General features: G+C 71.6%; 22 protein-coding genes. 9 read left to right on the plus strand and 13 right to left on the minus strand.

The window, feature by feature from the left end; all coding sequences use genetic code 11:
• Positions 1-35 precede the first annotated feature (35 nt).
• A complete protein-coding gene (locus ACH34R_RS25440; protein ID WP_397564022.1) occupies positions 36-1,640 on the plus strand; it encodes an XRE family transcriptional regulator in 1,605 nt (534 codons plus the stop codon).
• A 368-nt stretch (positions 1,641-2,008) separates the two neighbouring features.
• Complete coding sequence (locus ACH34R_RS25445; protein WP_397564023.1) at positions 2,009-4,066, plus strand: tetratricopeptide repeat protein; 2,058 nt, start codon at positions 2,009-2,011, stop codon at positions 4,064-4,066.
• A gap of 140 nt (positions 4,067-4,206) precedes the next feature.
• On the opposite strand, the gene ACH34R_RS25450 is transcribed toward ACH34R_RS25445, so the two are convergent.
• Complete coding sequence (locus ACH34R_RS25450; RefSeq protein WP_397564024.1) at positions 4,207-4,842, minus strand: DUF47 domain-containing protein; 636 nt, start codon at positions 4,840-4,842, stop codon at positions 4,207-4,209.
• 19 nt (positions 4,843-4,861) lie between these two features.
• A complete protein-coding gene (locus ACH34R_RS25455; protein ID WP_397564025.1) occupies positions 4,862-5,797 on the minus strand; it encodes an anion permease in 936 nt (311 codons plus the stop codon).
• Between the two features lie 150 nt (positions 5,798-5,947).
• Between ACH34R_RS25455 and purU the strand changes: the two genes are divergently transcribed.
• Positions 5,948-6,796 (plus strand): formyltetrahydrofolate deformylase, encoded by an 849-nt coding sequence (gene purU, locus ACH34R_RS25460; protein ID WP_397564026.1) that lies wholly within the window; start codon positions 5,948-5,950, stop codon positions 6,794-6,796.
• Positions 6,797-6,829: 33 nt separating this feature from the next.
• Here purU and ACH34R_RS25465 read toward each other — a convergent pair whose 3' ends face one another.
• Together ACH34R_RS25465 and ACH34R_RS25470 are read right to left on the minus strand one after the other, a co-directional pair.
• Positions 6,830-7,177 (minus strand): VOC family protein, encoded by a 348-nt coding sequence (locus ACH34R_RS25465; protein WP_397564027.1) that lies wholly within the window; start codon positions 7,175-7,177, stop codon positions 6,830-6,832.
• Positions 7,178-7,283: 106 nt separating this feature from the next.
• The gene (locus tag ACH34R_RS25470; protein ID WP_397564028.1) at positions 7,284-7,901 is read right to left on the minus strand and encodes a WHG domain-containing protein; all 618 of its coding nucleotides are present in this window, start codon (positions 7,899-7,901) and stop codon (positions 7,284-7,286) included.
• Between the two features lie 131 nt (positions 7,902-8,032).
• On the opposite strand from ACH34R_RS25470, the gene ACH34R_RS25475 reads away from it, so the two are divergent.
• Entirely contained in the window at positions 8,033-8,500 is a 468-nt protein-coding gene (locus tag ACH34R_RS25475; protein ID WP_397564029.1) for a hypothetical protein, read from the plus strand.
• Here the strand turns inward: ACH34R_RS25475 and ACH34R_RS25480 are convergent.
• The gene (locus tag ACH34R_RS25480) at positions 8,484-9,353 is read right to left on the minus strand and encodes a helix-turn-helix domain-containing protein (RefSeq protein ID WP_397564030.1); all 870 of its coding nucleotides are present in this window, start codon (positions 9,351-9,353) and stop codon (positions 8,484-8,486) included. The genes ACH34R_RS25475 and ACH34R_RS25480 overlap by 17 nt on opposite strands.
• Positions 9,354-9,356: 3 nt before the next feature.
• Positions 9,357-11,426, minus strand: a complete 2,070-nt coding sequence (locus ACH34R_RS25485; RefSeq protein ID WP_397564031.1) for a prolyl oligopeptidase family protein — start codon at positions 11,424-11,426, stop codon at positions 9,357-9,359.
• Positions 11,427-11,769: 343 nt separating this feature from the next.
• Between ACH34R_RS25485 and ACH34R_RS25490 the strand changes: the two genes are divergently transcribed.
• A complete protein-coding gene (locus ACH34R_RS25490) occupies positions 11,770-12,279 on the plus strand; it encodes an HNH endonuclease (RefSeq protein ID WP_397564032.1) in 510 nt (169 codons plus the stop codon).
• An 83-nt stretch (positions 12,280-12,362) separates the two neighbouring features.
• Positions 12,363-12,575 (plus strand): zinc ribbon domain-containing protein, encoded by a 213-nt coding sequence (locus ACH34R_RS25495; RefSeq protein WP_397564033.1) that lies wholly within the window; start codon positions 12,363-12,365, stop codon positions 12,573-12,575.
• A gap of 585 nt (positions 12,576-13,160) precedes the next feature.
• Here the strand turns inward: ACH34R_RS25495 and ACH34R_RS25500 are convergent.
• From ACH34R_RS25500 to ACH34R_RS25510, 3 genes are all read right to left on the minus strand, one after another.
• Positions 13,161-13,652: a helix-turn-helix transcriptional regulator gene (locus ACH34R_RS25500; protein ID WP_397564034.1), complete on the minus strand. Its 492-nt coding sequence runs from the start codon at positions 13,650-13,652 to the stop codon at positions 13,161-13,163.
• 59 nt (positions 13,653-13,711) lie between these two features.
• Positions 13,712-15,550: a dihydroxy-acid dehydratase gene (gene ilvD, locus ACH34R_RS25505; RefSeq protein ID WP_397564035.1), complete on the minus strand. Its 1,839-nt coding sequence runs from the start codon at positions 15,548-15,550 to the stop codon at positions 13,712-13,714.
• A 270-nt stretch (positions 15,551-15,820) separates the two neighbouring features.
• Positions 15,821-16,588 (minus strand): nuclease-related domain-containing protein, encoded by a 768-nt coding sequence (locus ACH34R_RS25510; RefSeq protein WP_397564036.1) that lies wholly within the window; start codon positions 16,586-16,588, stop codon positions 15,821-15,823.
• Between the two features lie 271 nt (positions 16,589-16,859).
• On the opposite strand from ACH34R_RS25510, the gene ACH34R_RS25515 reads away from it, so the two are divergent.
• Positions 16,860-17,162, plus strand: coding sequence for a hypothetical protein (locus ACH34R_RS25515; RefSeq protein WP_397564037.1), 303 nt, complete (start codon positions 16,860-16,862; stop codon positions 17,160-17,162).
• Positions 17,163-17,167: 5 nt separating this feature from the next.
• Positions 17,168-17,530, plus strand: coding sequence for a DUF5130 family protein (locus ACH34R_RS25520; protein ID WP_397564077.1), 363 nt, complete (start codon positions 17,168-17,170; stop codon positions 17,528-17,530).
• Between the two features lie 22 nt (positions 17,531-17,552).
• Here ACH34R_RS25520 and ACH34R_RS25525 read toward each other — a convergent pair whose 3' ends face one another.
• Complete coding sequence (locus ACH34R_RS25525; RefSeq protein ID WP_397564038.1) at positions 17,553-19,055, minus strand: serine/threonine-protein kinase; 1,503 nt, start codon at positions 19,053-19,055, stop codon at positions 17,553-17,555.
• A 130-nt stretch (positions 19,056-19,185) separates the two neighbouring features.
• On the opposite strand from ACH34R_RS25525, the gene ACH34R_RS25530 reads away from it, so the two are divergent.
• The gene (locus ACH34R_RS25530) at positions 19,186-19,914 is read left to right on the plus strand and encodes a winged helix-turn-helix domain-containing protein (RefSeq protein ID WP_397564039.1); all 729 of its coding nucleotides are present in this window, start codon (positions 19,186-19,188) and stop codon (positions 19,912-19,914) included.
• A 15-nt stretch (positions 19,915-19,929) separates the two neighbouring features.
• On the opposite strand, the gene ACH34R_RS25535 is transcribed toward ACH34R_RS25530, so the two are convergent.
• The 3 genes from ACH34R_RS25535 to pepN form a co-directional block, all read right to left on the minus strand.
• A complete protein-coding gene (locus tag ACH34R_RS25535; protein ID WP_397564040.1) occupies positions 19,930-20,931 on the minus strand; it encodes a hypothetical protein in 1,002 nt (333 codons plus the stop codon).
• Positions 20,907-22,286, minus strand: coding sequence for a protein kinase (locus ACH34R_RS25540; RefSeq protein ID WP_397564078.1), 1,380 nt, complete (start codon positions 22,284-22,286; stop codon positions 20,907-20,909). The genes ACH34R_RS25535 and ACH34R_RS25540 overlap by 25 nt, the downstream gene beginning before the upstream one ends.
• 194 nt (positions 22,287-22,480) lie before the next feature.
• The gene (gene pepN / locus ACH34R_RS25545) at positions 22,481-25,057 is read right to left on the minus strand and encodes an aminopeptidase N (protein ID WP_397564041.1); all 2,577 of its coding nucleotides are present in this window, start codon (positions 25,055-25,057) and stop codon (positions 22,481-22,483) included.
• Positions 25,058-25,241: the final 184 nt, after the last annotated feature.

Below are 25,241 nucleotides of genomic sequence, written 5' to 3' on the forward strand. Positions count from 1 at the left end.
AGCCCGCCTAGCTGGCCATCGGGAGAGGGGCCGGAATGTCCGGCAGGCAACACAGGGAGACCGAGATGGCTCGGCGGATCCGGGCCAAGGGCCTTGCCGCCGGCCGCATCGCGGCCCAGATCGCAGAAGAGATCTATGAGTCCTGTTCCTCGCACTTCGGCACGACCCGGGTCAAGAGCCACCGGCTCGCGCACGGCATCGCGCTCGCCGACGTCATCGAACAGGTGCGCGCGCTGTTCGAGCGGGACGGCAAGTCCGTGCCCGGCATCGGCGAGACACTACTGTCGGCCTACGAGAGCGGGCTGAAACGCCCAGGGCCGGAGTATCTCCACTATCTCTGCTCGGTGTACCGGGTCGAGCCCAAGGCTCTCGGCTATGACGGGCCGTGCATCTGCGGCAACGCCCACAAGGGCCCGCCACCCGGCCGGGCCGAGGCGCACGAGGGCAAGCAGGAACCCTCCGGCGTGCGCGCGTGGGTGCCACCGCCGATCAGCGACCTGTCCGGCCAGGGCGGCGACGAGGACGAGAACGTGCTCCGCCGTACGCTGTTGCTGTTATTGCGCGGCAAGAACGGCATGCTGCTCGACGCCCCGGTGCTCGGCGCGGTGGAGAACATCCGCAGACGGCTGGACGAGACCCTGGTGTCGGCCACGGTCTCACCGGCGATGCTCGACCAGTGGGAGGAGGCCACCGCCGGATTCGGCCGCCAGTACATGAACACCCCGCCCCTGCGGCTGCTGTGCGACGTCATGCTGGAGTTCAGCGCCGTGCGCAAGGCGATGGACAAGCGCCAGCCCATCGACCTTCAGGAGCGGCTGTGCCGGATGGCCGCGCAGCTCGCCGGCCTGGGCGGAATGATCATGATCAACCTCGGCGACCAGCGGCTGGCCCGCTCGTTCTTCCGGACCGGGCGCACGGCCGCCGACGAGACCGGTGACCGCGCGCTGCGCGCCTGGGTGTGCGCCAGGGAGGCGCTGGTCCCGCTCTACTACGGCGACCCGCGCGAGGCGCTGAGCCTGGCCAAGAAGAGCCGCGACCTGGCCGGGCAGACGCCGTGCGCGGCCCAGGCGATGGCCCCGGTCGTGGAGGCCAGGGCGCTCGCCGCGCTGTCCGGCGGCGGCAAGAAGGACGTCATCGACCAGGCCAAGCGGGCGCTGCAACGGGCCCGGGCGGCCTTCTCCCAGATGACACCGAACGAGCAGGACGACTCGGCCTTCGGCTACACCGAGCGGCAGCTCTACTTCCACCAGGGCGACGCGCTGGTCAAGCTGGGGCAGGCGATGGAGGCCGACCTGGTGCTGGAGCAGGCGCTCACCAAGTACGGCCCGACGGAGTGGCTGGACCCTCTGCTGATCCGCTTCGACCGGGCCAAGTGCAAGGTGCTGGAGGGCGATCTCGACGAGGCGATGCGGACCGGCTTCGACATCCTGCGCGATCTGGAGGACAACTACCGCACCGACATCGTGATGAAACGCGCCCACGAACTCGCCAAGATGGTGGAGGCCAAGTCGCCGCACCACCACATGCTCGCGCCGTTCCTCGACCTGGTGAACGCGTTCTCCAACGACGCGCACACGCAACGTTCGGTGCTGCCGCACACGGGCCCCAAACCGGGGGACCAGGTTGAGCCGATCAGCTGAGCCGATCGCCGGCGAATCCGGTCGATCATCGTCGGCGAAGCCGGACATCCGGAACGAGGCCGCATCTGGACGCCGCCGTCCGCCACCCAGGTTCGACACGTCGTACCTGGTCAGAGCGCATCCAGCCGGGCCTCTGGGCGGCTGAGACGAGTCGTATCGTGTGGCGATATGCCACATTTATCCGCTTCTGGTGGTGATAGTTGATTAATCGCCGGAGATAGATAGGTGCCAACCCTTGTGGAATGCCCGGCGGGTCGAATAATTGGACGGGCAAGTGTGTGCGACACGAGGGGCAGCATGAAGAGAATCGTTGTGCGCAAGCCGGGTCTAGCCAAACTGAGCGGCAAGTCCAGCGTGATCCACAAGGGGTGAGCGATCACTCCGGCCATGTCTGGCTCCAGGGGGAGCACTCCAGCGATCGGGCGTCACTGCTCGCCTCCTGGGGCACGCTCCCTCTGGGGGTGCTCGATGCCCACCGCCGGCGCAACGGCCCCTACACGTTCGGCGGCGCCCTGCTCGGCAGGCTCGTCCCGGCCGCGCTCCGGGAGGCTCCGGGCCTGGTCGCCGCACACGACATCGAGATCAGGGCGGCTGCGCCCGGCCTTTGCGGGCTGGTGGCCCCCCGCTGGGAGCCCTCCGACGCCCGGGTGTCCGACGACGAGCGCATCCTGGTTCCCGCACCGCGCCGCACGCTGCGGATCGCCAACGGGATAGCCGAGTTCGTCAGGGAGCGCGTGCCGGAGGGAAGCGTGCTCGCCGTCGAGAACGCCCATCACGCCGACGCCACCGACCGCGAACTGCTGACCGTGCTCGCCCGCCGGATCGCGCCCGGGCGACTGACCCTCGTGGTGTGCTCGGCCGAACCTCCCCCCGCGGACTTCCCGAACCTCGCCCGGCACGCGCGCGCGACCCCCGCCGAGCCGCCGGACGCCCCCGACCAGGACACCGGCAGTGCCGCCGACCGTGCCGCCGCCTACGTCGCCTCCGACTGCACCTCCGACGATCCCCGGCTCGCCGCCGCCTACCTGGCGCTCACCCCGCAGGCGCGGGCCGCGCTGCACGACCGCCAGGCCGGGGAGCTGCTGGCCAGGGCCGAGCCCGCCCCGCTGCTCGGCGCCGTGCCGTACCACCTGGAGCACGGTACGGACCCGCGCGGCGCGGGCGCGCGGGCGCTCTGGGCGGCGGTGGACCACTGCGTGCGCGAGGGCTTCCTGGACACCGTGGCCGAGCTGGGGCTGCGCGGGCTCGCCCTGGTCGAGGAGGGCGGCGACCTCTGGTGGCGGTTCGTCCAGCGCACCGCGACGGCCCTGGGCGCGCTACGGCGGCATCCGGAGGCGCGGGAGCTGTGGGAGCGCGCCAGACGCGGCAGCGCGGAGCCCGCCGTACACGCGGCGGCGGCGTACGGCACCGCCATGCTGGACGCGCGCCACCCCGATCCCGCCGCCCGCGACCTCGGCCGGGCGACCGGCTGGATCAACGAGGCCATCGCCATCTCCACCCTGTTGCCCGACCGGGAGCAGCGGGCGTTCAAGCTGGGCTTCGACCGCAACGGCCGGGCTCTGATCGAACTTCGCCGTGGCCGGCTGCCGCAGGCGCTCGACCTCGTCGAGTCCGCGATCGAGCTGGCCGAACGCGACCTGCCGCCGGGCCGCCACCGCACCCACCGGATGGTCCTGCTGGCCAACCGGGCCCAGTTGCTGGCCGCCCTCGGCCGCGGCAAGGAGGCGCTGGACGACTACAACGCCGCCATCGCCCTGGACCCAGTCTTTCCCGACCACTACCTCGACCGCGGCAACCTGCGCTTTTCGCAGGGCATGCTGGACGACGCGCTCGCCGACTACGAGAGCGCCCTGCGGCTCAGCCCGCCGCTGCCCGAGGCGTACTACAACCGCGCCCAGGTCCACCTGGCCCAGGGCAAGGGGGACGCGGCCCTCGCCGACCTCGCCCACGTGCTCGAACTCGACCCCGGCTACCTCGACGCCTACATCAACCGGGCCGGGCTGCTGGCCGTCGCCGGTCGGGACGCCGAGGCGCGGGCGGACGTGGCCGCCGGACTCGCGATCGACCCGCGCAACGCGCACCTGCGGTGTGTGCTCGGCCAGCTCGAATGCGCGGCGGGCCGGCACGCGGAGGCCCTGGCCGCGTTCGCCGCCGCGCTCGCGGCCGATCCCCGGCTCGGCCCGGCGTGGGCCAACCGCGCCATCGCCCGCTACGAGACGGGCGACCTGGAGGGGGCGGTGGACGACCTGACCCACGCACTGGAGCTGGAGGAGAGCGCCGAGCTGTACTTCAACCGCGCCACCGCGCTGCGCGCGCTGGGCAGGGAGGGGGAGGCCACGGCGGACCTGCACCGGGCGCTCGACCTCGACCCGGACGATCCGGACATCCGTGAGGCCCTGGAAGCGGGCGACACGGACCTGAGGTAGGGGGTCTTTCACTCCTGAGATGAGGCCCGTCCACCTCACGGTAGATGTTCGTCCCCCAAAGTGTGTTCGGTAGAGGTTCGTCCCTCCAGGGCGGAGGTGTTTCCTCCGGCGGGTGTACCGGCCTCTCCCGCGTCATCGCGTCATCGCTTCATGGCGCCGTCGGCGATCGCGTCGGCCGCGTCGCCGATGGCCATCCCGACGATCTCCAGGCGGCGGACCAGCTCGCGTTCCTTCATCGCCTCGGAGGTCAGCTCCTCGGAGAAGATCCGGGCGATCTCGTACTGGTACATGCGGCGGATGTTGCCGCCGATCTTCTTGGCCTCCAGGGCGTCGGTGCCGACCGCCGAGGGGTGCGCGGCCAGCGCGCGCACCGACTCCTCCAGCGCCTCGATCCCCATGACCACCTGGTCCAGCATGGGCGCGAACCGGCGCTGGCCCTTGATCCGGTACAGGTAGGACTCGCGGACGAAGTCGCGCAGTGAGTCCAGCACGTCGTCGATGAATCGGGACAGGCGGAACAGGTCCTCCCGGTCGATGGGCGTGACCAGCGCGCCCGACAACTCCTCGACCAGGGCGGCCCGGTAGGTGTCGCCGCGGTGCTCGATCTCGCGCATCCGCTCGTGCGCGTCGGTGCGGCCCATCTCGCCGCCGATCATGGCCATGGCCAGCCAGGCGCCCTCCTTGGTCGCCTCGAGCTGGCCGATCAGCGCGTCGCTGAGCGCGCTGTCCATCCGCCCGCGCATCAGGTCCAGCATCCGCCGCAGCCGCCGCACCATCTCACCTCCCGCGGGCCCTTCACGCGATCACACCCTTGACGATGAGCGTGCCCGCGGCGGCGAGCAGCCCGCTCGCCGGTAGGGTCACTACCCACGCCAGCACGATCTTCGCGGCGGGGTGCCAGCGCACCCGGCGTGTGCTCTCCGCCACCCCCGCGCCGATCAGCCCGCCGGCGATGGCCTGGGTCATGCTGACCGGCGCTCCGGCCGCCGCGCAGGCGATCACGGTCGGGCCACTGGCCAGTTCGGCCGAGACGCCGTGTACCGGGCGCGAGGCGAGGATCTCCCGGCTCAGCGTACGGCCCGCGCGCGGCAGCCCGTAGATCGTGCCGAGGCCGAACAGCACCGCGATCAGCGCGCAGACGCCAGGGGCCGCGCCGGACGCGCCGAGCGCGATCATGAAGACGGCGAGCATCTTCTGCCCGTCGTTGGCCGCGTAGGCCAGGCACTGGACGGCGAAGCCGGCGCGGTGCCAGCGGGGCAGGCTCGTGCCGTCGGCCAGCCGTACCAGCAGGGGGTTGACCAGTACCGCGACCAGCGCGCCGACGAACGGCGCGGCCAGCCCCACCACCAGCACGAACACCACTCCGCCCGCCGACACCGGCAGCCCCCAGCCCAGCCCCGCCCCGGTCACCCCGCCCACGATCGCCAGCGTCAGGCTGGTCGGCAGCCCGCGTGCGCTGAGCGCGGTCACCACCACGAGGGCGGCCAGCACCGCCAGCGCCATGGCGGCCTGCCCGCCCGGGTCGCGCATGGGCGCGAGGCGGGTGGTGAAGGTCACCGCGACCCGGTGGGTGACCAGCGGCACGACGGCCACGGCGGCCATCAGCAGGGCGATCCCGGTCACCGGCCGCACGCTGGGCAGCTTGATCCCGGTACCGAGCAGCGCGCCGCCGTCGTTGACGCCGGAGACGACCGCGAAGACGCAGGCGAGCGTCAGCAGCGCGATCGTCATGGTCGTTCAGCGTCCCCCTTCGGCGGCGCAAGCGGTTTCTAGCCGCGGTTCTACCCGAAAACGGGGTGATTTCTCCGATCGGGCGGGGGACCGGCCGCGTTCCCCCGCTGAGCACCGTAAACTCTGCCCGGAACCCGGGAGGAGCGGACGATGACCGCGGAGTACGTGCTGACCCTGTCGTGCCCGGACCGCCCCGGGGTGGTGGCGGCGGTGTCCGGGCTGCTGGCGGGGCGCGGTTGCAACATCACCGAGAGCCAGCAGTACGGCGACCGCGTCGCCGACCGCTTCTTCATGCGCGTGCAGTTCCTGTCGGACCTGCCGGACGACGAGCTGCGCACGGCGTTCGCGGCGCTCGCGCCGGAGTTCGGGATGGAGATCAGGCTCCGTGACCTGGGGGTCAAGCCGAAGGCCCTGGTCCTGGTCAGCAAGCTCGGGCACTGCCTGAACGACCTGCTCTACCGGGTGCGGTCCGGGCTGCTGGACATCGAGATCGTCGCGGTGGCCTCCAACCATCCCGACCTGCGCCCGCTCACCCAGTCCTATGGGATCGACTACCACCACCTGCCGGTCACGCCGGAGACCAAGCCGCGGCAGGAGGCGGAGATCCTCACACTGGTCGAGCACTACCAGGCGGACATGGTGGTGCTGGCCCGGTACATGCAGGTGCTGTCGGAGGACCTCTGCGGGAAGCTGGCCGGGCAGGTGATCAACATCCACCACTCCTTCCTGCCGTCGTTCAAGGGGGCCAAGCCGTACCACCAGGCGTACTCGCGCGGGGTGAAGCTGATCGGCGCGACCGCCCACTACGTGACGCCCGACCTGGACGAGGGGCCGATCATCGAGCAGGAGGTCGCCCGGGTGAACCACACCCACTCGCCGGACGACCTGGCCGCCATCGGCCGCGACCTGGAGTGCCAGGCGCTGGCGAAGGCCGTCCGCTGGCACGCCGAGCAGCGCATCCTGCTGGACGGCCACAAGACCGTCATCTTCCCCCGCTGAACCCGCTGAACCCCGCTGATCTCGCCGCCCTGTTCAGGGGCGGTAGGTGCCGAAGTACCAGTCGTTGCCGCCGGGGTCCTTGCAGGCGTACTCCCGCGAGCCGTATGGCTGGTCGGTGGGCTTCAGGGTGATCTCCGTACCGGCCGCCGCCACCCGGTCGTGGTGCGCGTCCGGGTCGTCCACCGCGATGTAGATCCCCGGGCCGCCCGGCCTGCCCTGCCCGACCATGATCATGTCATCGCCGAGCACCAGCTCGGCGTGCGAGATCTGGCCGTCATCTCCCTTCGCCACCGAGTGGGCCGAAAAGCCGATCACGTTCACCAGCCAGTCGACGGTCGCCCCCGGATCTTCGCTGCGCGCCAGCGCGTAGATCGTGCGCATCGTGCCGCTCCCCTTTCGTGCTTGCCTGTGTCCTTCCCCACGATGGCCCGCCTCAGGGTGGTCCGGCTTGGAAAAATCTGACCTCTGCCTGCCGGAACGCCGTGGGTCAGGGGTGTGCCAGGCTGCCCAGTTCGGTCTCGAACAGGCGGGCCGGGTCGAGCTTCATCCCGGTGAAGTGCCCGGCCAGCTCCAGGGAGAGCACGCCGTGGACGCGCGTCCAGAAACTCAGCGCCAGCCGCATCGCCGGAGTCGGCTCGGACCACCCGCCCCCCGTGGGAGCGCCGGGGGAGTCGCCCTGCACTATGGGGCGGCAGGCGGCGAGCAGCACCATCATGATCTCGTTGGCGATGCCGGTGATGTCGTCCGGCGCGTGGTAGCCGGGGATGGGCGTGCCGTAGATGAGCAGGTAGCGGTGGGGGTCGTCGAGCGCCCAGCGGCGGATCGCGTGGCCGATGGCGGTGAGGTCGGGGCCGTCCGTGGCGGTGGCCTGGACGGTGTCGGCCAGGCTGCGGTAGGCGTCCCTGATCAGCTCGGTGATCAGGTCGTCGCGGCCGGCGAAGTAGCGGTAGAGCGCCGGGCCGCTCATCCCCATCTGCTTGGCGATGGCGTTGAGGGAGAGCGCGGACGCCCCCGCGGTGGCGATCTGCTCCCAGGCGCGCTCCTTGATCTCCGCGCGGACCTGTGAGCGGTACCGCTCGCGGGGAGATGTCGGGGACTCGGTCATTGCCGCACCCCTCCCTTCGGACGTTAAGGCTTATCACCAACCCTAGTGCCTGTAACGAACATTGTGCGACCCCTCACTTCGGTAACATCGTCGGGCCAAGGCGCGGACGAGACCCGGATCAGGTGACCCCCATGAGCGATGACGTCCTGTCGGTCATCCCGACCGACCCCTACTGGCAGCCCGAGCGGGCCGCCGCCGACCGCGCCGCGGCGCTCGCCGGCGCCCTCGCGCCCGGCAGACGCGGAGGGCTCGCCCCGGAGATCCAGGTCAACTGGCACGACCGGCCCAACCTCGTCGACTGCGGGGCGTACCTGGAGTGGATCACCTGCCCGCACTGCTCGGACATGCTCGACCCCGGGTGGTGGACCGGCCTGGCGGAGGCCCACGCCACGCGCGGCTTCGACACCCTGGCGGCCGAGCTGCCCTGCTGCGGCGCCGCCTCGACGCTCGACGCGCTGAACTACCACTGGCCGTGCGGATTCGCCCGCTTCGAGATCGCCATCTGGAACACCGTGCGGGAGCCCTTCACCGACGACGAGCTGGCCACGTTCGCCGAAACCCTCGGCCACCCGGTACGCCAGATCATCGCGCACATCTGACCGGCAGCCCCCGCACGTCCGCCTCCGGGACGGCGAAGCCGCCCGCCCGGTAGGTCGCGAGCAGGCGCGCCGGAGCCGACCCGGCCATCGCGCGGAAATCGCGGTTCATGTGCGCCTGGTCGAAATATCCGGCCGTGGCCGCGACCTCGGCCAGCGAGGCCCCCGGCCCGGCGGTGGACATGAGCAGGCGCAGCGCGTGATCGAAGCGCAGCACGCGGGCGGCGGTCTTGGGCGACAGGCCGACCTGGTCTCGAAACCGCGACACCAGGTGACGGTGACTCCAGCCCAGCCGGTCGGCCAGCTCGCCGACGCCTGTCGTGCCGTGGGTGGCGAGCAGCCGGCCCCACGCCCACGGGATCTGCGGGCCCGTCTCGGGGGCCTCGGCCAGGCGGCGGGTGAGCAGCCGGTCGAGCAGCGCCAGGCGTACGGGCCAGTGGGGGGCGTCCGCCAGCCGCTCGACCAGCTCGGTGCCCCATCGGCCGAGCACGTCGTCGATCGGGACGAACCGGTTGGCCAGCTCGCTCATCGGCACGCCGAAGATCCGCCTGGCCCCGACCGGGGTCAGGTTGACCTGCACGCCCTCGGCGCTGCCCTGGGTCACCATGTCGGTGTAGGTGTCGGCCAGGCCGGCGGTGAACGACGCGAGCCGGTACGGCGAGCCGGGCCTGCGCGGGTCGCGCAGGCCCAGCCGTTCGGTGAAGCCGAGGATCAGCACCACCCCGCCGAACGGCGGCTGCCTGCGATGCAGCGGCACCGGGTGGTCCTCCCGGTAGGCGGTGAACTGCGTGACGTAGGGGCGCAGCGCCGGCCCCGGCGTGCCCTCCAGCGCGGTCAGCCCGTCCGGCGCGGGCATGCGCTAGCCCTCGCGCAGCCCGGTGTGCTCGGCCAGGAAACTGAGCTGGTCGGCCGCGAGATCGACCGACTTGCTGACCGCCCGCGCCCCGTGCCCGACCTCGGTCTCGTTGCGCAGCAGGACCGGCCGTGCCGGGTCGGCCTGGGCGTGCTGTAGCGCCGCGCACATCTTCCACGCGTGCATCGGATGCACCCGCGTGTCGGACGCGAACACCGAGAACAGCGTCGCCGGGTAGGAGACCCCCTCGCGCACGTGGTGGTAGGGAGAGTAGGACCACAGCCAGGCGAACTCCTCGGCGACGTCGGCCGAGCCGTACTCGACGTTCCAGGTCGCGCCCAGCCCGAACCGCTCATAGCGGATCATGTCCAGCAGCGGGGCCGAGCAGACCACCGCCGCGTAGAGGTCGGGCCGCTGGGTGAGGGCCGCGCCGACCAGCAGACCGCCGTTGGAGCCCCCGGAGATGCCGAGCGTGGCCGAGGTGGTGACGCCGGTGGCGATCAGATGCTCGGCGGCGGCGTGCAGGTCCTCGTAGACGCGCGGCTTGCCGGCCAGCATGCCCGCCCGGTGCCACTCCTCACCCTGCTCGCCGCCGCCGCGTAGCTGCGCGATGGCGTAGACGCCGCCCGCCTCCACCCACGTCAGGATGCTCGCCGAGTAGCCCGGCGTCATGGAGATGCCGAAGCCGCCGTAGCCGTACAGGATCGTGGGGCGCGGGCTGGTGGTGTCCGGGCGCGAGATCACCAGCATGTGGACCTCGGTGCCGTCGGCCGAGGTGTAGACGACCTGCTCGGTCTTGACGGCCGGGACCTCCACCGCCCCCGGCGAGGACGCCCACAGGGTGGTCTGGCCGGTGCGCGCGTCGTAGCGCTGGATGGTGGGCGGCGTGGTGTTGTCGGTGTAGCTGAACCACGCCTCGTGGCCGCCCTCCGGGCGCTCGATGATCCCCCCGATCGTACCGAGCCCCGGGGTCGGCACATCGCCGGTCTTCGCGCCGGTGGCGAGGTCGTGGACGGTGATCTCGCTGATCGCGTGCCTGGTCCAGCCGACCAGCATGACCGGGGAGCCGAGCTCGTCCAGGATGGCGTAGTCGGACAGCACCGCCTCGGGGTCTTCGGCGATGAGGTCGCGCCAGTGCTCGTGGCCCGGCCGCTGCGGATCGGTCACGCACACCCGGCCGCGCGGGGCGTCGCGGTCGGTGAAGACGTAGAGCCTGCCGTCCCGGCCGAAGTGCAGCGACGTCTGCGCGTCCACGCCCTCCTGCACGGTGACCAGCGCGGGACTCTCAGGCGGGGAGGCCGCGAGGTCGGCCACCCACAGGTCGTTGCGGGGCGCGGTGCCCCTGGACGCCGAGATCGTCAGCCACCGGCCGTCCCGTGAGACGCCGACGCCGTAGTAGTTGGTCTTCTCCATGCCGTGCCCGAAGATCTCGACGTCCTCGTCGCTCGGCGCGCCCACCTGGTGCAGGAAGACGCGGCGGTGGTACTGATCCTCGCCCGCGGGGACCGCCGAGGCCGGGAGCCTGCGCACGTAGTAGAACGCCTCGCCGCCGGGCAGCCAGGCGATCGGCGAGTAGCGGCAGCGGTCGATCGGGCCGTCGATCCGGTCGCCGGACCCGATGTCCAGCACGTAGACGTTGGACTCCTCATCGCCGCCCACCGAGATCTGGTAGGCGAGCAGCCGGCCCTCCTTGTCCGGTTGCCAGGAGTCGAGCGTGGTGAGGCCGGAGGGGTCGAGCGCCATGGGGTCGATCAGCACGCGTTCGGTGCCGTCGGGATCGACGGTGTACAGGACGGAGTGCTCCTGATCGGGCGTGCGGCGCATGAAGAAACTGCGCTTCCCCCGCCATACGGGCACGCCGACGGACCCAGAACGCAGCAGCTCGGCGATCCGATCGCGGAATGCGGGGCGCGAGTCAAGGGTCGCGGTGAACAGCGCCTGCTGTGCGTCCAGCCATTCCTTGGTGGCCGGGTCATCGGGGTCCTCCAGCCACCTGTAGGGATCGGGGACCCTGATGCCGTGCAGCTCCTCGGCCTGGTCGTCGCGGCGTGCGGGTGGGTACGGCATTGGCGTCATGGATCGAACACTACATTCCTCCAGGGACACAAGCCGCTCATGATCGCTGATGGTGGCGAACCCATCCGTCCGCCGCATTGTGGACGGAGTAAAGAGGGGTCCGCGCGGGGATAAAACGGATCAGGTGACTCTCCTGACATTCGCGCCTGCTGTTATGGGGTGGCGGGGGAGCGGAGTGAAACGCCAGACTGGGTGGAGGACGGTGCCGTGGTGACCATCCGCTGGGCCGTCCGGCGGAGGTCCATGTGACGGAAGTAACCGGGCCCCAAGAAAGTGGGCCACAACGCGGGTCGTGCTGCGGTACGGCCCTTGACATGCCGCGCACAGCGAGAAGGGCCCGCTGATGCGCCAGGTCTTACTGCTCAACGCCACTTTCGAGCCGCTTACCACTCTCTCGCTGCACCGCGCGGTGGTCTTGGTGCTGCGGGAGAAGGCCGACGTCGTGCATCGTGATGGACGGGGAGCCGTACTGCGTTCCGCCAGTCGTACGGTGGACGTGCCGTCGGTCATCAGGCTCAAGAGATATGTCCGTATCCCCTATCGGTCACGGATTCCGCTCACCCGGGCGGCGCTGATGCGCCGCGACGACTACCGCTGCGCCTACTGCGGGCAGCGGGCCGAGACCATCGACCACGTCATCCCGCGCTCGCGGGGCGGCACGCACACGTGGGAGAACTGCGTGGCGTCCTGCATGGGGTGCAACCATCGCAAGGCCGACAAGATGTTGGAGGAACTGGGGTGGAACCTTCGGGTCGCCCCGGTGGTGCCACGAGGCGCCCATTGGCGGCTGATCGGCGCCAAGCTGATCGGTGACCCGCAGTGGGCGCCCTACCTTTCGGAGAACGCCGCCTGACGGCCCGGCCTGGACGCGCACACCGGCCCCGCCCCGGGGCCGGTGCCCGCGCCGGGGCGGCGGTGGTGCGATAGCATCCAGGCATGCCGCGTTATGAGTATCGGTGCCGTGCCTGCGGGAGCACGTTCGAGATGTCCCGGCCTATGGCGCAGGCAGGCGACCCGGCCCGTTGCCCCCACGGCCACGACGACACCGTCAAGCTCCTGTCCACCGTCGCCGTGACCGGCACCTCCGGCACCTCGGCCCCCACCCCAGGCGCCGGCGGAGGCTGCTGCGGCGGAGGCTGCTGCTCCTAACAGCCTGCCCCGTGCCGGCGGAGCAGGAGTCCTGCGGCCTACCGGATGGCCCCATGTGGCGGCGCTCGGCCGAGACCGAGTGGTGCCACGCCGTCGCCCGGCACGCCACCGCCACGTCTCCCGAGACGGCGACCCCGATTCCCCCCGGACGGGGCGACCGTGATCCGGATGGAAGGCCATCCGGTGCCGCCGCGCCCCCGATCACGAGCCCCGGCAGCGCCTGCTCCTGACCCGCGCCCCGGCCCCTACGACGGCCCCGCCCTGACGGCACCCCGGTTCTGAGCCCCGGCGGCTGCTTCTGACTCGTGCTGGAGCCCTGCGAAATGCGCCTCGGTTCTGAGCCCCGGCGTGGCTGCTGTTCCTGTAGCAACCTGCTCCCGCGACAGCCGCCCCCGGTCTCAAGCCCGACGGCTGCTGCTCCCGGCCTGCGCCCGATCCCCTGCGAAACCGCGCTCTGTGGCGGGCGTCTCGGTTTTGAGCCTCGGTGGTGGCTGTTTCTGACCCGCTCACGGGCCCCGGTGAGCGGTAGTCCTGGCCTCTGGCCTGAGTGGGGCGGGGCCCGCGCGGGGGCGGGCCCGGGTGGGGTCAGGCGGCTTTGCGGGGGCGGCGTTGGAAGGGGAGGAAGCGGTCGGCGAGGTGGGGGCGGGCGGGGAGGCCGGTGGGCTCGACGGCGATGATCCGGTCGAAGCGGAAGGCGCGGATGGCCCGCCGAAGCCGGCACATGCCCACCAGGTACCAGTGGTCGCGGTGGACGAGGCACGTGACCGGATCGACCTCCCTGACCGAGACGCGGTCGCCCGCGTCGCGGTAGTGGAGCCGGACCACGTGCCTGCCCGTGATGGCGTCGGCGATCAGCTTTGCCCTGGCCGCGGTGTCGGCGGGCAGGGGGGTCGTCAGGGTGGCGAGGGTGGCGGCGACGACGTCATCATCGACGTCGAGGTGGTCGAACGCATGGCGCAGGCCGCGCCGTGCGGTCGTCGACTGCGGCCCGGCGCCCAGGTGCGCGAGCGAGAGGGCGAGCGCAGCGATCTCGGCGGCATTCAGACTGCGAGAAGGGGCCTCCATGACGTTTGTCATACCCACATTTTACGATCCCCTACCGACATTTTTCGAACACAGCGTCGGTAGGGGCCCGTTCACCTGGAGAGTTGGGTGAGGTCGCGCGATGCTCCGGTGGAGGCCGAAGTGGTGAGCGCCGCGTACGCCTGAAGCGCCACGCTGACCGGACGCCGCCGGTCGTGCGGGCGGTATCCCTGCCGCTCGGCGAGCAGCCGCTCGCGCCGGGCCGCCAGCACGCCCTCGGGGACCTTGAGCTCCAGCGTGCGGGAGGGGATGTCGATGTCGATCGTGTCGCCGTCCTCGACCAGCGCGATGACGCCGCCCTCCGCCGCCTCCGGGGAGGCGTGCCCGATGGACAGGCCCGACGTGCCGCCGGAGAAGCGGCCGTCGGTGACCAGCGCGCAGACCTTGCCGAGGCCCTTGCCCTTCAGGAACGACGTCGGGTAGAGCATCTCCTGCATGCCGGGGCCGCCCTTGGGGCCCTCGTAGCGGATGACCACGACGTCGCCGGCCTTGACCCGGTTGTTGAGGATGCCGTCCACCGCGTCCTCCTGTGACTCGAAGACCACCGCCGGCCCGGAGAATTTCCAGATCGACTCATCGACGCCCGCCGTCTTCACCACCGCGCCGTCCAGGGCCAGGTTGCCGTGCAGCACGGCCAGCCCGCCGTCGCGGGTGTAGGCGTGTTCGAGGTCGCGCACGCAGCCCTCCGCGCGGTCCAGGTCGAGCGAGTCCCAGCGGGCCTCCTGGGAGTAGGGCTTGACCGTGCGGACGTTGCCGGGGGCCGCGTGCCACAGCTCCATGGCCTCGGGCAGCACCGACGGCGACATCGGGTCCCATGCCTCGATGTAGTCGCCGAGCGTGGCGGCCGAGATGGTCGGCACGTCACGGTGCAGCAACCCGGCGCGGTCGAGCTCGCCCAGGATGGCCGGGATGCCCCCGGCCCGATGGACGTCTTCGACGTGGTACTTCGCGGTGGCGGGGGCGACCTTGCACAGGCAGGGCACCCGCAGCGACAGCTCGTTGATCTCCTTGAGGCCGAAGTCGACCTCGGCCTCCCTGGCCGCCGCGAGCAGGTGCAGGATCGTGTTGGTGGAGCCGCCCATCGCGACGTCGAGCGCCATCGCGTTCTCGAAGGCCTCGCGCGTGGCGATCGCGCGCGGCAGCGCGGTCTCGTCGTCGCGCTCGTAGTAGCGGCGCGCGAGGTCCACCACGGCATGGCCGGCCCGCTCGAACAGCCCGCGCCGCGCGGCGTGCGTGGCCAGCGTGGTGCCGTTGCCGGGCAGGGCCAGGCCGATCGCCTCGGCCAGGCAGTTCATCGAGTTGGCGGTGAACATGCCGCTGCACGACCCGCAGGTCGGGCAGGCGTTCTCCTCCAGCTCCTGCAACTCCTCGTCGGAGACCGAGTCGTCGGCGGCGGCGATCATCGGGTCGATGAGGTCGAGCTTGCGGCCGGGGGTCTTGCCGGCCTCCATCGGCCCGCCGGACACGAACACGGTCGGGATGTTGAGCCGGAACGCGGCCAGCAGCATCCCCGGGGTGATCTTGTCGCAGTTGGACACGCAGATCAGCGCGTCGGCGCAGTGCGCGTTGACCATGTACTCGACCGCGTCCGCGATCAGCTCCCGGCTGGGCAGCGAGTAGAGCATGCCGCCGTGGCCCATGGCGATGCCGTCATCGACCGCGATGGTGTTGAACTCGCGCGGGATCGCGCCCGCCTCCCTGACCGCGCCGGCCACGACGTCGCCGACCTCGCGCAGGTGGACGTGGCCGGGGACGAACTGGGTGAAGCTGTTGGCCACCGCGACGATGGGCTTGCCGAAGTCGCCGCCCGCTACGCCGGTCGCCCGGAGCAGGGCCCGGGCACCGGCCATGTTCCTGCCGTGTGTGACCGTTCGCGACCTCAGCGGAGGCATGACGCATCTCCCATCGAAGACGAACCTGCGAGAAAACAGGCGAGTCTTCAAATGGTACGGCGTGCGCCCGGTGCATGAGACGTCATGTCCACGCGTCGGACGGACTTGACGTCGTCGCTGCACAGACATACCACCGCATATACGTCAGGGCACACGACAAGTGCCTCCTGGCGCCCGCACGCGCCGGGCGCAGGTGCGCACCCCGCGCGCCAAGGCCCCGGCATGCCTCGCCGTACGGCAGGGCGGGAAGACGGGCGGGCCGCCGCCGGGTCAGCTCTCCGCGTAGCGCGGTGGCAGCACCTCGGTGGCCGCTTCGTAGATCTTCCCGATCTCCTCGTCGGTGAGCGAGTGCTCCCTCTTGGTGATCCACCGGCGCACCCGGCTGCCCTCGAAGACGTCGACGTCGCGGATTGTGAGGATCTTCCATGGAATGGCCGGACCATAAATGGCCAGCGACGGCACCACGACCAGCTCCCTGCCCAGCTTCTCGCCGATCAGCTGGCTGGCCTGGGCCGCCTCCCACGCCGCCTCGACAAGGCGCGGCTTCTGGGTGAACGGTCCGTGGAAGAGCTTCTTGCCCGACTGGACGCGGACGGGCAGCCGCTTGTCCCATTTCTCCGAGTCGACCGCGTACACCCCGGTAGGACCGATGACCAGATGATCGATCTGCGCTTCGCTGCCGGGGATGGCACGGGCGTGCAGTGTGCGATAGCCGCTTCGCTCAAGCTTCTTGAGCTGGGCTTCCGTGCGGCGCTCGGCGACGGAGGGCCGTCGCCACGCGGGCACGGAGGAGGCCGATCGCGCGCGATAGACGGTGTCGGCGATCGCCGCGACCACCGCACCGGTGACTCCCGCACGCCAGTCGGACAGCAGGACGCCGAGCAGAATGCCGCCGAGGAGCGCGATCAGCGCTCGGCGCCTCAGCGGCCGGTACTTCGGCTCCTGCAGCAGACTGCGCAACGACGCGCGCTCGATCGGAGCGAACGTCGAGGGGGCCGCGGTGGGGCGAGCCGACGACTGTGCCGGCCGGTCACTCACCCAAATTGGTGACTGTGTGTGACCGTCTTCTGGAACTTGGCCGAGATCCACGTAACTCACCGTAGCCGAGTCGCTGATAGGTTGCCTAGTCTTCCCTGGTTCACACTTTTGTGGCTGCCTTCACCTGCTTCGCCATGCCGAAAACCGGGTATCTATCCCTATCCTCTCTAGACAACTCCGGAGCCCGGGCACGCTCCGCCCGGCGACGGCGGCCACCGAATCGTGATCCTAACGCGTGGACGCGCCCGCGCCGGACGGTTACGTTCAACGGATGGACGGCGCGATCGGGGTACTGGGCCCCCTCATCGGGATCTCATCGGTCGTGTTCATCGTGATCTCGCTGGTGGTGCTGCTGTCCGCCAAGGCGATGGGCGCGCGGGACGCCAGGGGAGCGCCCGATGGCCCGGTGTGGTTCGGCGGGCCGGGCGGCGGCGAGCACGGGGTGAGCGACTCCGGGGTGGTGCTGCTGGATCGGCGTCCGGCCTGGATCGACGTCCCGGATCATGACTGGCCCGCGCTCGCGGGGGCGGCCGAGCCCGGCCGGGCCTGCGGCGGGGCCTCGGGAGGCTGGTGATCGTGATGCGCCGGTTGTCCATGCCCCAGGCCGACGACGTCCGCCAGGCCGTACGGCAGGCGGAGCGGCGTACGGGCCTGCGGTTCGCCGTCTACATCGGCCCGGCCCCCGCCGGGCACCGCGACTACGCCGAGCGGCTGCACGCCGCGCTGGGCGAGGAGGCGGCCGGCGCGGTGCTCCTGTTCGTCGATCCCGCCGGCCGCGGGCTGGAGATCGTCACCGGCGCCCGCGCCCGCAGGCGACTGCCCGACGCGCGCTGCCAGGCGATCGCCCTGTCCATGGCCACCGCCTTCAGCGGCGGCGACCTGGCCGGCGGCGTGGTCTACGGCCTGAGCGCCCTCGCGCAACACGCGGCCCGCCCCCGGTGAGGCCGGCCGGCCGCCGGGAGGGTCAGCGCGGCCGGTAGTCGTCCATGTACTTCGCGACCTTGCCGAGGTACTCCCGCCACCGCTCCGGCACCCCGTTGTCGCGGTGCATCGGATCGACGCCACTGCGGAACAGCCCGGCCAGGTTGAGCGCCGGGTCGCCGGGGATGTCCTTGATCTTGGGGCCGAGGCCGCACATGAAACGGCCCATGGAAAGGATCGAGAGCTCCGGGCCGAGCGGCGGGGAGGGCTTGGGGCTCTGCAGGCCGCCGGGCTGCCAGTGCCACAGCACGCCGGGGGTCCAGCGGGCGATGCCGTACTCGTCGGCCCGGTGGTCGGTGAGGGCGGGGTCGAAGCCGGACTCCGCCTTCAGCATGGCCGCGATCAGCGGGGGACTCAGACCGGGCTGCGCGCAGTACGTGCCGGCCTGCACGATCAGCGAGCGGTACTCCTTCGGAATGTCGGAGTCCAGCCGCAGCCAGCGGCCCGTCGGGTCGCCCACGGCCTCGCCCCTGGTGGCGGTGGGCGTCGCGGGCGCGGGCCCACCCGCCGTCCCCGGCCCCTCCTGGCCGCTCACGCTGACGGCGACCGCGGCGGCCACCGCCAGCGCGGCGACCGCGGCACCGCCCCCCAGCACCATCCTGCGCCGGTTCGGTGAGCCGCCCGTCTCGGGCTCCGCCCCCTGCCCATGGCCGTCGTCTTCGGAAGCGGGGGCCAGGGGCACGGGGGTCGGCGGGGGCGTGGCGCCGGAGGAGGGGAGGGCGGCGAGGTACGCGCCGGCGTCGGGCCAGCGGTGGTCGCGGTCGGGGTCGAGGGCGCGCATCACGGCCTCGTCGACCTCCGGCGGCACGCCGGGCCGGAGCGCGCTCGGCGGCACCCGCTCCTCCGGCCTGCCCGGCACCTGGCCCGTCAGCATGTGGTAGGTCAGCGCGCCCAGCCCGTGTACGTCCGCGCGGGCGTCCGGGGCGCCGTCGAAGTGGAGTTGCTCCGGGGCCATGTATCCGGGCGACCCGGCGGGCAGCGTGAGGCCGGTCAGGTGGTCGGTGGACCGGGCGATGCCGAGGTCGGCCACCATCACCCGCTCGCCGCCGTGCGCCCGCGAGCGGAACAGCACGTTGGAGGGCTTGAGGTCACGGTGGACCACGCCGATGCCGTGCAGCACCGCCACGCCCTGCGCGATCTCGCCGATGACCCGCAGCGCCTCCTCCACCGCGAGCGCCCCGCCGGAAAGGCGCTCGTGCAGGGTGCCCCGGTCGGCGTAGGTCATCACGAAGTAGGGTCTGCCGTCGTCGAGTTCGCCGATGTCGAAGACCTGGACCAGCCAGTGGGAGTCGGCCCTGCGCAGCAGCCTGGCCTCTTGCAGGAACCGCTCGCGGACGTCGGACTGCCGCGCCCAGTTGTCGGCGAGTATCTTCACCGCGACGGGCGAGCGCAACTCGTCGTCATGTGCCAGATGAACCGTGGCGAACCCGCCCACCCCGATGATCTGCTCGATCCGGTAGCGACCCGCGAAGGAAGGAGCGGTCATTCCCCTCATCATGGCCGATGATCAAGGATTCGTCCACGTGCCCTGGCATCTACCAGGTTCCCTCTTCGCCGCGGCACCATGATGATCGCCCTGCGACCTGCCTCCTGACTCGAAGTAGGGTCATCTACTGATGCGCAGCACGATCCTCATCCAGATGGCCGCCTCGCCGACCGCCGACCGGCCGTACTCCATGGAGCTCGCACCCGGCGAGCACGCGTTCTTCGGACGCGGGACCCCCGAATCGCCCGTGGACATCATGCTGGACGACCCGGCGGTGTCCCGGCGGGCGGGTGAGATCACCGCGATCGCCGACTACTGGCTGCTGTCCAACCTCAACACGACCAAGACCTACGTGGTGGACAACCCGGAGGGCGGCGGTGAGTTCCTGAAGATCCCGCCCGGCCGGATCGGGGCGCCGATCCCGTTCGAGTTCTCCCGGGTCAGCCTGCCGGCCGTGGACGGGACGGTGTCCTTCCTGGTCTTCGCGCCGCAGCACGTACACGCGCCGCCGGGCAGGGCCGAGGGCGGGACCGCCACGCAGGTGGCCTACCCGCTGGACCAGAACGCCAAGTACTTCAGGATCCTGGTGGCCCTGTGCGAGCCGCGGCTGCGCGACCCGGCCAGCTCCCGCATCCCGACCATCCCGGAGATCATGGAGCGGCTGCCGGGGCTCGGGCTGAGCCGTACCGCGGTCGGGTTTCACATCGGCTACCTGGCGGAGAAGAAGCTGCACGTCAAGGACCCGCACGGCGGGGAGGGCAAGGCCGACTGGCAGCGCCACGCGCTGGTCTCGCTGGCCATGAGGTTCGACCTCGTCACCAGCGCGCACCTGGCCCTGCTGCCGGTGCCCGGCCGCTGAGGAGCGCCCCCGGGATCACTCGGTGATCATGGCCGACAGGTACGCGCTGATGTCGGCGAGCAGCGTGGCCGGCGCCACGGGGGCCGCGGCGACGGCGGAGAACAGCGAAGGAAGGCCCGCGAGCGGAAACCCGTCGTCGCGGGCCGCCGTGCTCCCGATCGGGTTCTTGTCCAGCGCCGAACGGCTGCGCTCCCACGCCTCCAGCACCTCCTCGGCGGAGGGCACGCCGAATCCGTGGCCGACCGGGGCGGCGTGGCGCAGCCGTACCAGCGGCGTGTCGGCGAACGCCAGCGCGACCTTGGCCCGCGCCGCGAGGTCGGCCCGGTCGGGGGCCGCCACCCAGTCCATCGCCGCGCAGGGGGCGCGGCACCGCGCCACGCAGGTGGCCAGCGCCCCGGCGACCTGGCTGTGCTGCCGGTCGAAGTAGGCCCGCCAGCCCTCGCCCGGCTCCGCCGCGACCCGCAGCGTGCGGTTGACCGCCGACTGCTCGGCCCTGGTGTGGTCGCACTCGCGGTCGCCGATGACGCCGAACCTGCTGCCCGGAGCCGCCAGCCCCACGGGCCAGGCGGCCGGGTCGCCCGCGTGGCCGAGCGCCGGCTCGAACGCCAGCAGCGGGAGGTACTCGGCCGCGATGTGCACCGCCGCCGTCATCGGGCTCAGCTCCCGCCGCCGCCAGCGGACCGCGATCACCTCCAGCAGCAGGCCGTACGCGGGGACCAGCGTGGCCAGCGCCCCGCGCGGCTGCTCGCGCGGCGTCTGCGGCATGTGGCAGCTCCGGGCTCGCCTGCGCAGCTCCGCGGGCACGGCCCGCGCCTCCGCGGCGAAGTCCTCCGCGTCCAGGGACAGCAGCCGTTGCCCGAACTCGCACACGTCGGCGACCCGCTCGCCCTTCCGCTCGCCGAGGACGCGCGGTGCGAGCGCCCCGAGATCGGCGAAGGCGTGCCGCGCGGCGAGCTCGACCAGCAGGTCACGTGCGGTGTCCGGTGGCGGCGTCACGGGCAGGGCGCGCGGACGCACTGCTGTGGCGGCAACTGCTCGTCCGGGGGCGGCTCCTCGGAGGTCGGCAGCGTGCTCGGCTGTGGCTCGGGGTCGCCGGTCGTGGGCGGCGGGTCGTCCGTCGGCTCGCCGGTGGGCTCGCCGGTCGGCTCCGGCGTCGGTTCGTCGGTCGGCTCCGGCGTGGGCTCCCCGGTGGGCTCTTCCTCGCCCGTAGGCTCAAGAGTCGGGGTCGGCGCGGGCCAGGTCTCCTTGACCTCCCTGGACCTGCGCTCGGCGGGCCTGCGCGGATACTCGCTCGGCTCGCCCGCCTCGGTGGCGCTCGGTACGACCTCGCGCACCTGCGGCTCGCTCGGCCCCGTCGAGCCGGTGGACTGCTGCATCCAGACCACCGCGCCCAGCGTCAGCGTGGCGACCACGGCCGCGCCGGCGCTGGCGAACATGGCCATCGCGCGCTTGCCGCGGCGACCGCCCGCAGGGACGGCCGCGGCGGCCGGGACCGTGGTCGGCTCACGCACGGCCCGGACGGGCTCGGGCGGCGGCTGTGCCGTAGGGTCGTCGACCGCGCGGCGGGCGGCCTCGGCCATCGCCGCGGCCGAGGGCCAGCGGTCGGCGGGCTCCTTGCTGAGCGCGCGCGTCACCACCCGGCGCTGCGCGGCCGGGATCTCCTCGGGCAGCGCGGGCGGCTCGACGTTGAGGTGCTTGACCAGGATCTGGACCGGGGTCTCGCCCTCGAACGGCATGCGGCCGGTGAGGCACTGGTAGCCCACCACGCCGAGCGCGTAGATGTCGGCGGCCGGGGTGATCTCCCCGCCCGTGGCCTGCTCCGGCGCGCAGTAGCCGACCGAGCCCAGCACCATGCCGGTGCTGGTGAGCTGGTTGCCCGCCGCCGAGCGGGCGATCCCGAAGTCGGTGAGGGCCAGCCCCCCGTCCGCGCGGACCAGCAGGTTGCCCGGCTTGACGTCGCGGTGCACGATGCCCTGGCCGTGCGCGGCGGCGAGCGCGTCGCCCGCCTCGGCGACCACCCGCATCGCGGTGGCCGGCGGCAGCGCGCCGCGGCGCAGCACGCGGTCCAGCGACTCGCCGTCCACGTGCTCCATCACCAGGTAGCTGACCTGGCTGCCGTCGGGCAGGGCGCAGGAGCCGTAGTCGTAGACGTCGACCACGCCGGGGTGGTGCAGGGTGGCCATCGCCCTGGCCTCGGCCAGGAACCGGGCCTCGAAGCCGGGGTCATCCATCAGCGCGGGCAGCAGGACCTTGACCGCCACCGTGCGGCCGAGCAGCCGGTCGGTGGCCCGCCACACCTCGCCCATGCCGCCGCCACCGATGCGGTGTTCGAGCCGGTACCGCTCCTCGAGCAGAGTCCCCGGTCCAAGCACGGCCAACCCCCGGAAGTGAGTGCCCCCAAAAAGGATCCTGTCAGCGAAGAATCCCGACAAACGTCAAGCCAAGAGGTTATCAGCAGCTCGTCGATCATCGTCGACGATCGGCCCACCGATGTGGGCCGATCGCCGGGAATCCGGCGGGGACGGCGGTGGCCGCGCGGAAATCCGCCGGATGGATGTTGCGAGGGTCAGGCCACCGTCGCCGCCGCGGCGTCCTTGGCCCGGGCCCGCAGCGCGCGGCTGATCCCGTCGGCCCCTTCGAGGAGCAGGCGGCGCAGCGCGTGCGGCGGGTCGTTGGACGCGATGTACTCGTTGGTCCGCTCCACCGTGCCCTGGTCGATGAGCAGCGCCGGGAAGCAGCCGACCACGAAGTTCTGGGCCATGTCGGAGGTCCAGCTCTTCCAGATGCGGCCGACCTCGGAGAGGTAGCGCTCGGTGTAGGGGAGCAGCAGCGCCGTGTGGTGCGGGTCCATGAAGCCGACGATCGTCGAGCGCAGCAGGGCGCCGCTCAGCTCGCCTGCGACGATGCGGTCCCAGCAGGCGGCCTTGGCCTGCGCGGTGGGGATCGCGGCCCGGCACAGCGCGGCCGAGCGCTCGCCGGTGGCGGTGGGGTCGCGGCGGAGTTCGGCCTCGATCTCGGCCTCGCCGAGCACGCCGCCGGAGACCAGCGCGTGGATGAGCGTCCAGCGCAGGTCGGTGTCGACGGTCAGACCGGCGGGCACCGAGCGGCCGTCAAGGATGTCGCGCAGGTACTCCAGCTCGCCGTCGGAGGTCGCCACCGCGGCGAACGCGTTGACGTAGGCGAGCTGGTGGTCCGAGCCGGGCTCGGCGGAGCCGATCAGGCCGCGCAGCCGCGAGGCCAGCTCGTCCAGGCCGGTGACCCGCCAGGCCGGGTCGGCGTACTGCTGCACCGTCAGCCGTGCCTGGCGCAGCACGCTCTGCGCGACCGTGATGTCCTTGATCGAGGTGACGCCCGAGCAGACCAGCTTGACGTAGTCGCGGGCCGCCAGCTCGGCGTCGCGGGTCATGTCCCAGGCCGCCGACCAGCAAAGGGCGCGCGGCAGCGAGTCGGCGAAGCAGGAGATGCCGCCCTCGACCAGCGTGCGCAGCGACCCCTCGTCCAGGCGGATCTTGGCGTAGGTCAGGTCGTCGTCGTTCAGCAGCACCAGGTCGGGCCGGGCCACGCCGTCCAGCTCGGGTACGGCGGTGCGGGCGCCCACCACGTCCAGCTCGACCCGCTTGGTCCGCCGCAGCACGCCGTTGTCCAGCGAGTAGAGGCCGATCGCGACGCGGTGCGAGCGCAGCGTCGGATGCTCCGGCGGAGCCTCCTGAAGCACCTCGAACCGGGTGAACCTGCCCTCGTCGTCGGTGGTGAAGTCGGGCCGCAGCGTGTTGACCCACGAGGTCTCCAGCCACTCCTTCGACCACGAGGTCAGGTCGCGGCCGGAGGTGCGCTCCAGCGCCGACAGCAGGTCCGACAGGGTGGTGTTGCCCCACGCGTGCTCGTTGAAGTAGTCGCGCACCCCGGCCAGGAAGTTGTCCAGGCCGACGTAGGCGACGAGCTGCTTGAGCACCGACGCGCCCTTGGCGTAGGTGATGCCGTCGAAGTTGACCTCGACCGCCTGCATGTCCACGATGTCGGCGGCGATCGGGTGGGTGGAGGGAAGCTGGTCCTGGCGGTAGGCCCAGGACTTCTCCACGTTGGCGAAGGTCGTCCACGCGCCCTGCCCCCACCGGGTGGCCTCCGCCTGGCACAGCACCGACATGTAGGTGGCGAACGACTCGTTCAGCCAAAGGTCGTCCCACCAGCGCATGGTGACCAGGTCGCCGAACCACATGTGCGCCATCTCGTGCAGGATCGTCTCCGCGCGGCGCTCGACCGTCGCGTCGGTGACCCGCGATCGGAAGACGTAGTCCTCCAGGAAGGTCACGCAGCCCGCGTTCTCCATCGCGCCCGCGTTGAACTCGGGCACGAAGAGCTGGTCGTACTTCCCGAACGGATAACGGATGCCGAAGACCCGGTGGAAGAAGTCGAAGCCCTGCTTGGTGACCTCGAACAGGTTGTCCGGGTCGAGATGCTCGGCGATCGAGGACCTGCAGTAGATCCCCAGCGGGATGCCATCATGCTCGTCGGTGACTTTGTGGTATGGCCCGGCCACCAGCGCGGTGATGTAGGTGGAGATGACCGGGGTGGGCGGGAAATGCCAGCGCCTGGACGCCCGCAGGGTGCCGTGCCTGCCGCGGTGCTCGGGCAGCTCCTCGGGCTCCTCGGCGGCGGCGTTGGACACGACCTCCCAGTCGCCGGGCGCGAGCACGGTCAGCTCGAAGGTGGCCTTCAGGTCGGGCTGGTCGAAACAGGCGTACATCCGGTGGGCGTCGGCCGTCTCGAACTGCGTGTGCAGATAGACCTTCTCGTCCACCGGGTCGACGAACCGGTGCAGACCCTCGCCGGTGCGCATGTACGCGCAGTCGGCGTCGATCACCAGCTCGTTGTCCGCGGCCAGACCGGCCAGCGGGAAACGGCCGCGCTCGGCGTCGTAGGCCGACACGTCGAGATCGGCGCCGTTGAGCACGACCCGTCGCACGTGCGCGCCCGCCAGGTCGATGAAGGTCTCGCCACCGGGCCGCGCCGCGGCGAACCTCACCGTGGTGACGCTCTCGAACCGTTCCTCGCCCTCCGTGAGGTCCAGCTCGACCGTGTAGGAATGGACCTTCAGCAGCCGGGCGCGCTCCCTGGCCTCGTCACGGGTGAGATTGCCTGCCACATGCACTCCTCTTTACACGCCTTGACGCAGCGTCATCACACGGTACTCGCCCGCCCCACTGCGGACGGATGTTCTGAATCCTGCCACGACGGTGGAGGAATGTCGCACCAGGAAGATCGGGTCATGTCAGGTTGACATGGCCCGTCGCGATAGGGGAAGGCCGCCCCTGACTGAGCGTGTTCCC

Source organism: Spongiactinospora sp. 9N601, assembly GCF_044326295.1.
Taxonomy (GTDB): Bacteria; Actinomycetota; Actinomycetes; order Streptosporangiales; family Streptosporangiaceae; genus Spongiactinospora; species Spongiactinospora gelatinilytica.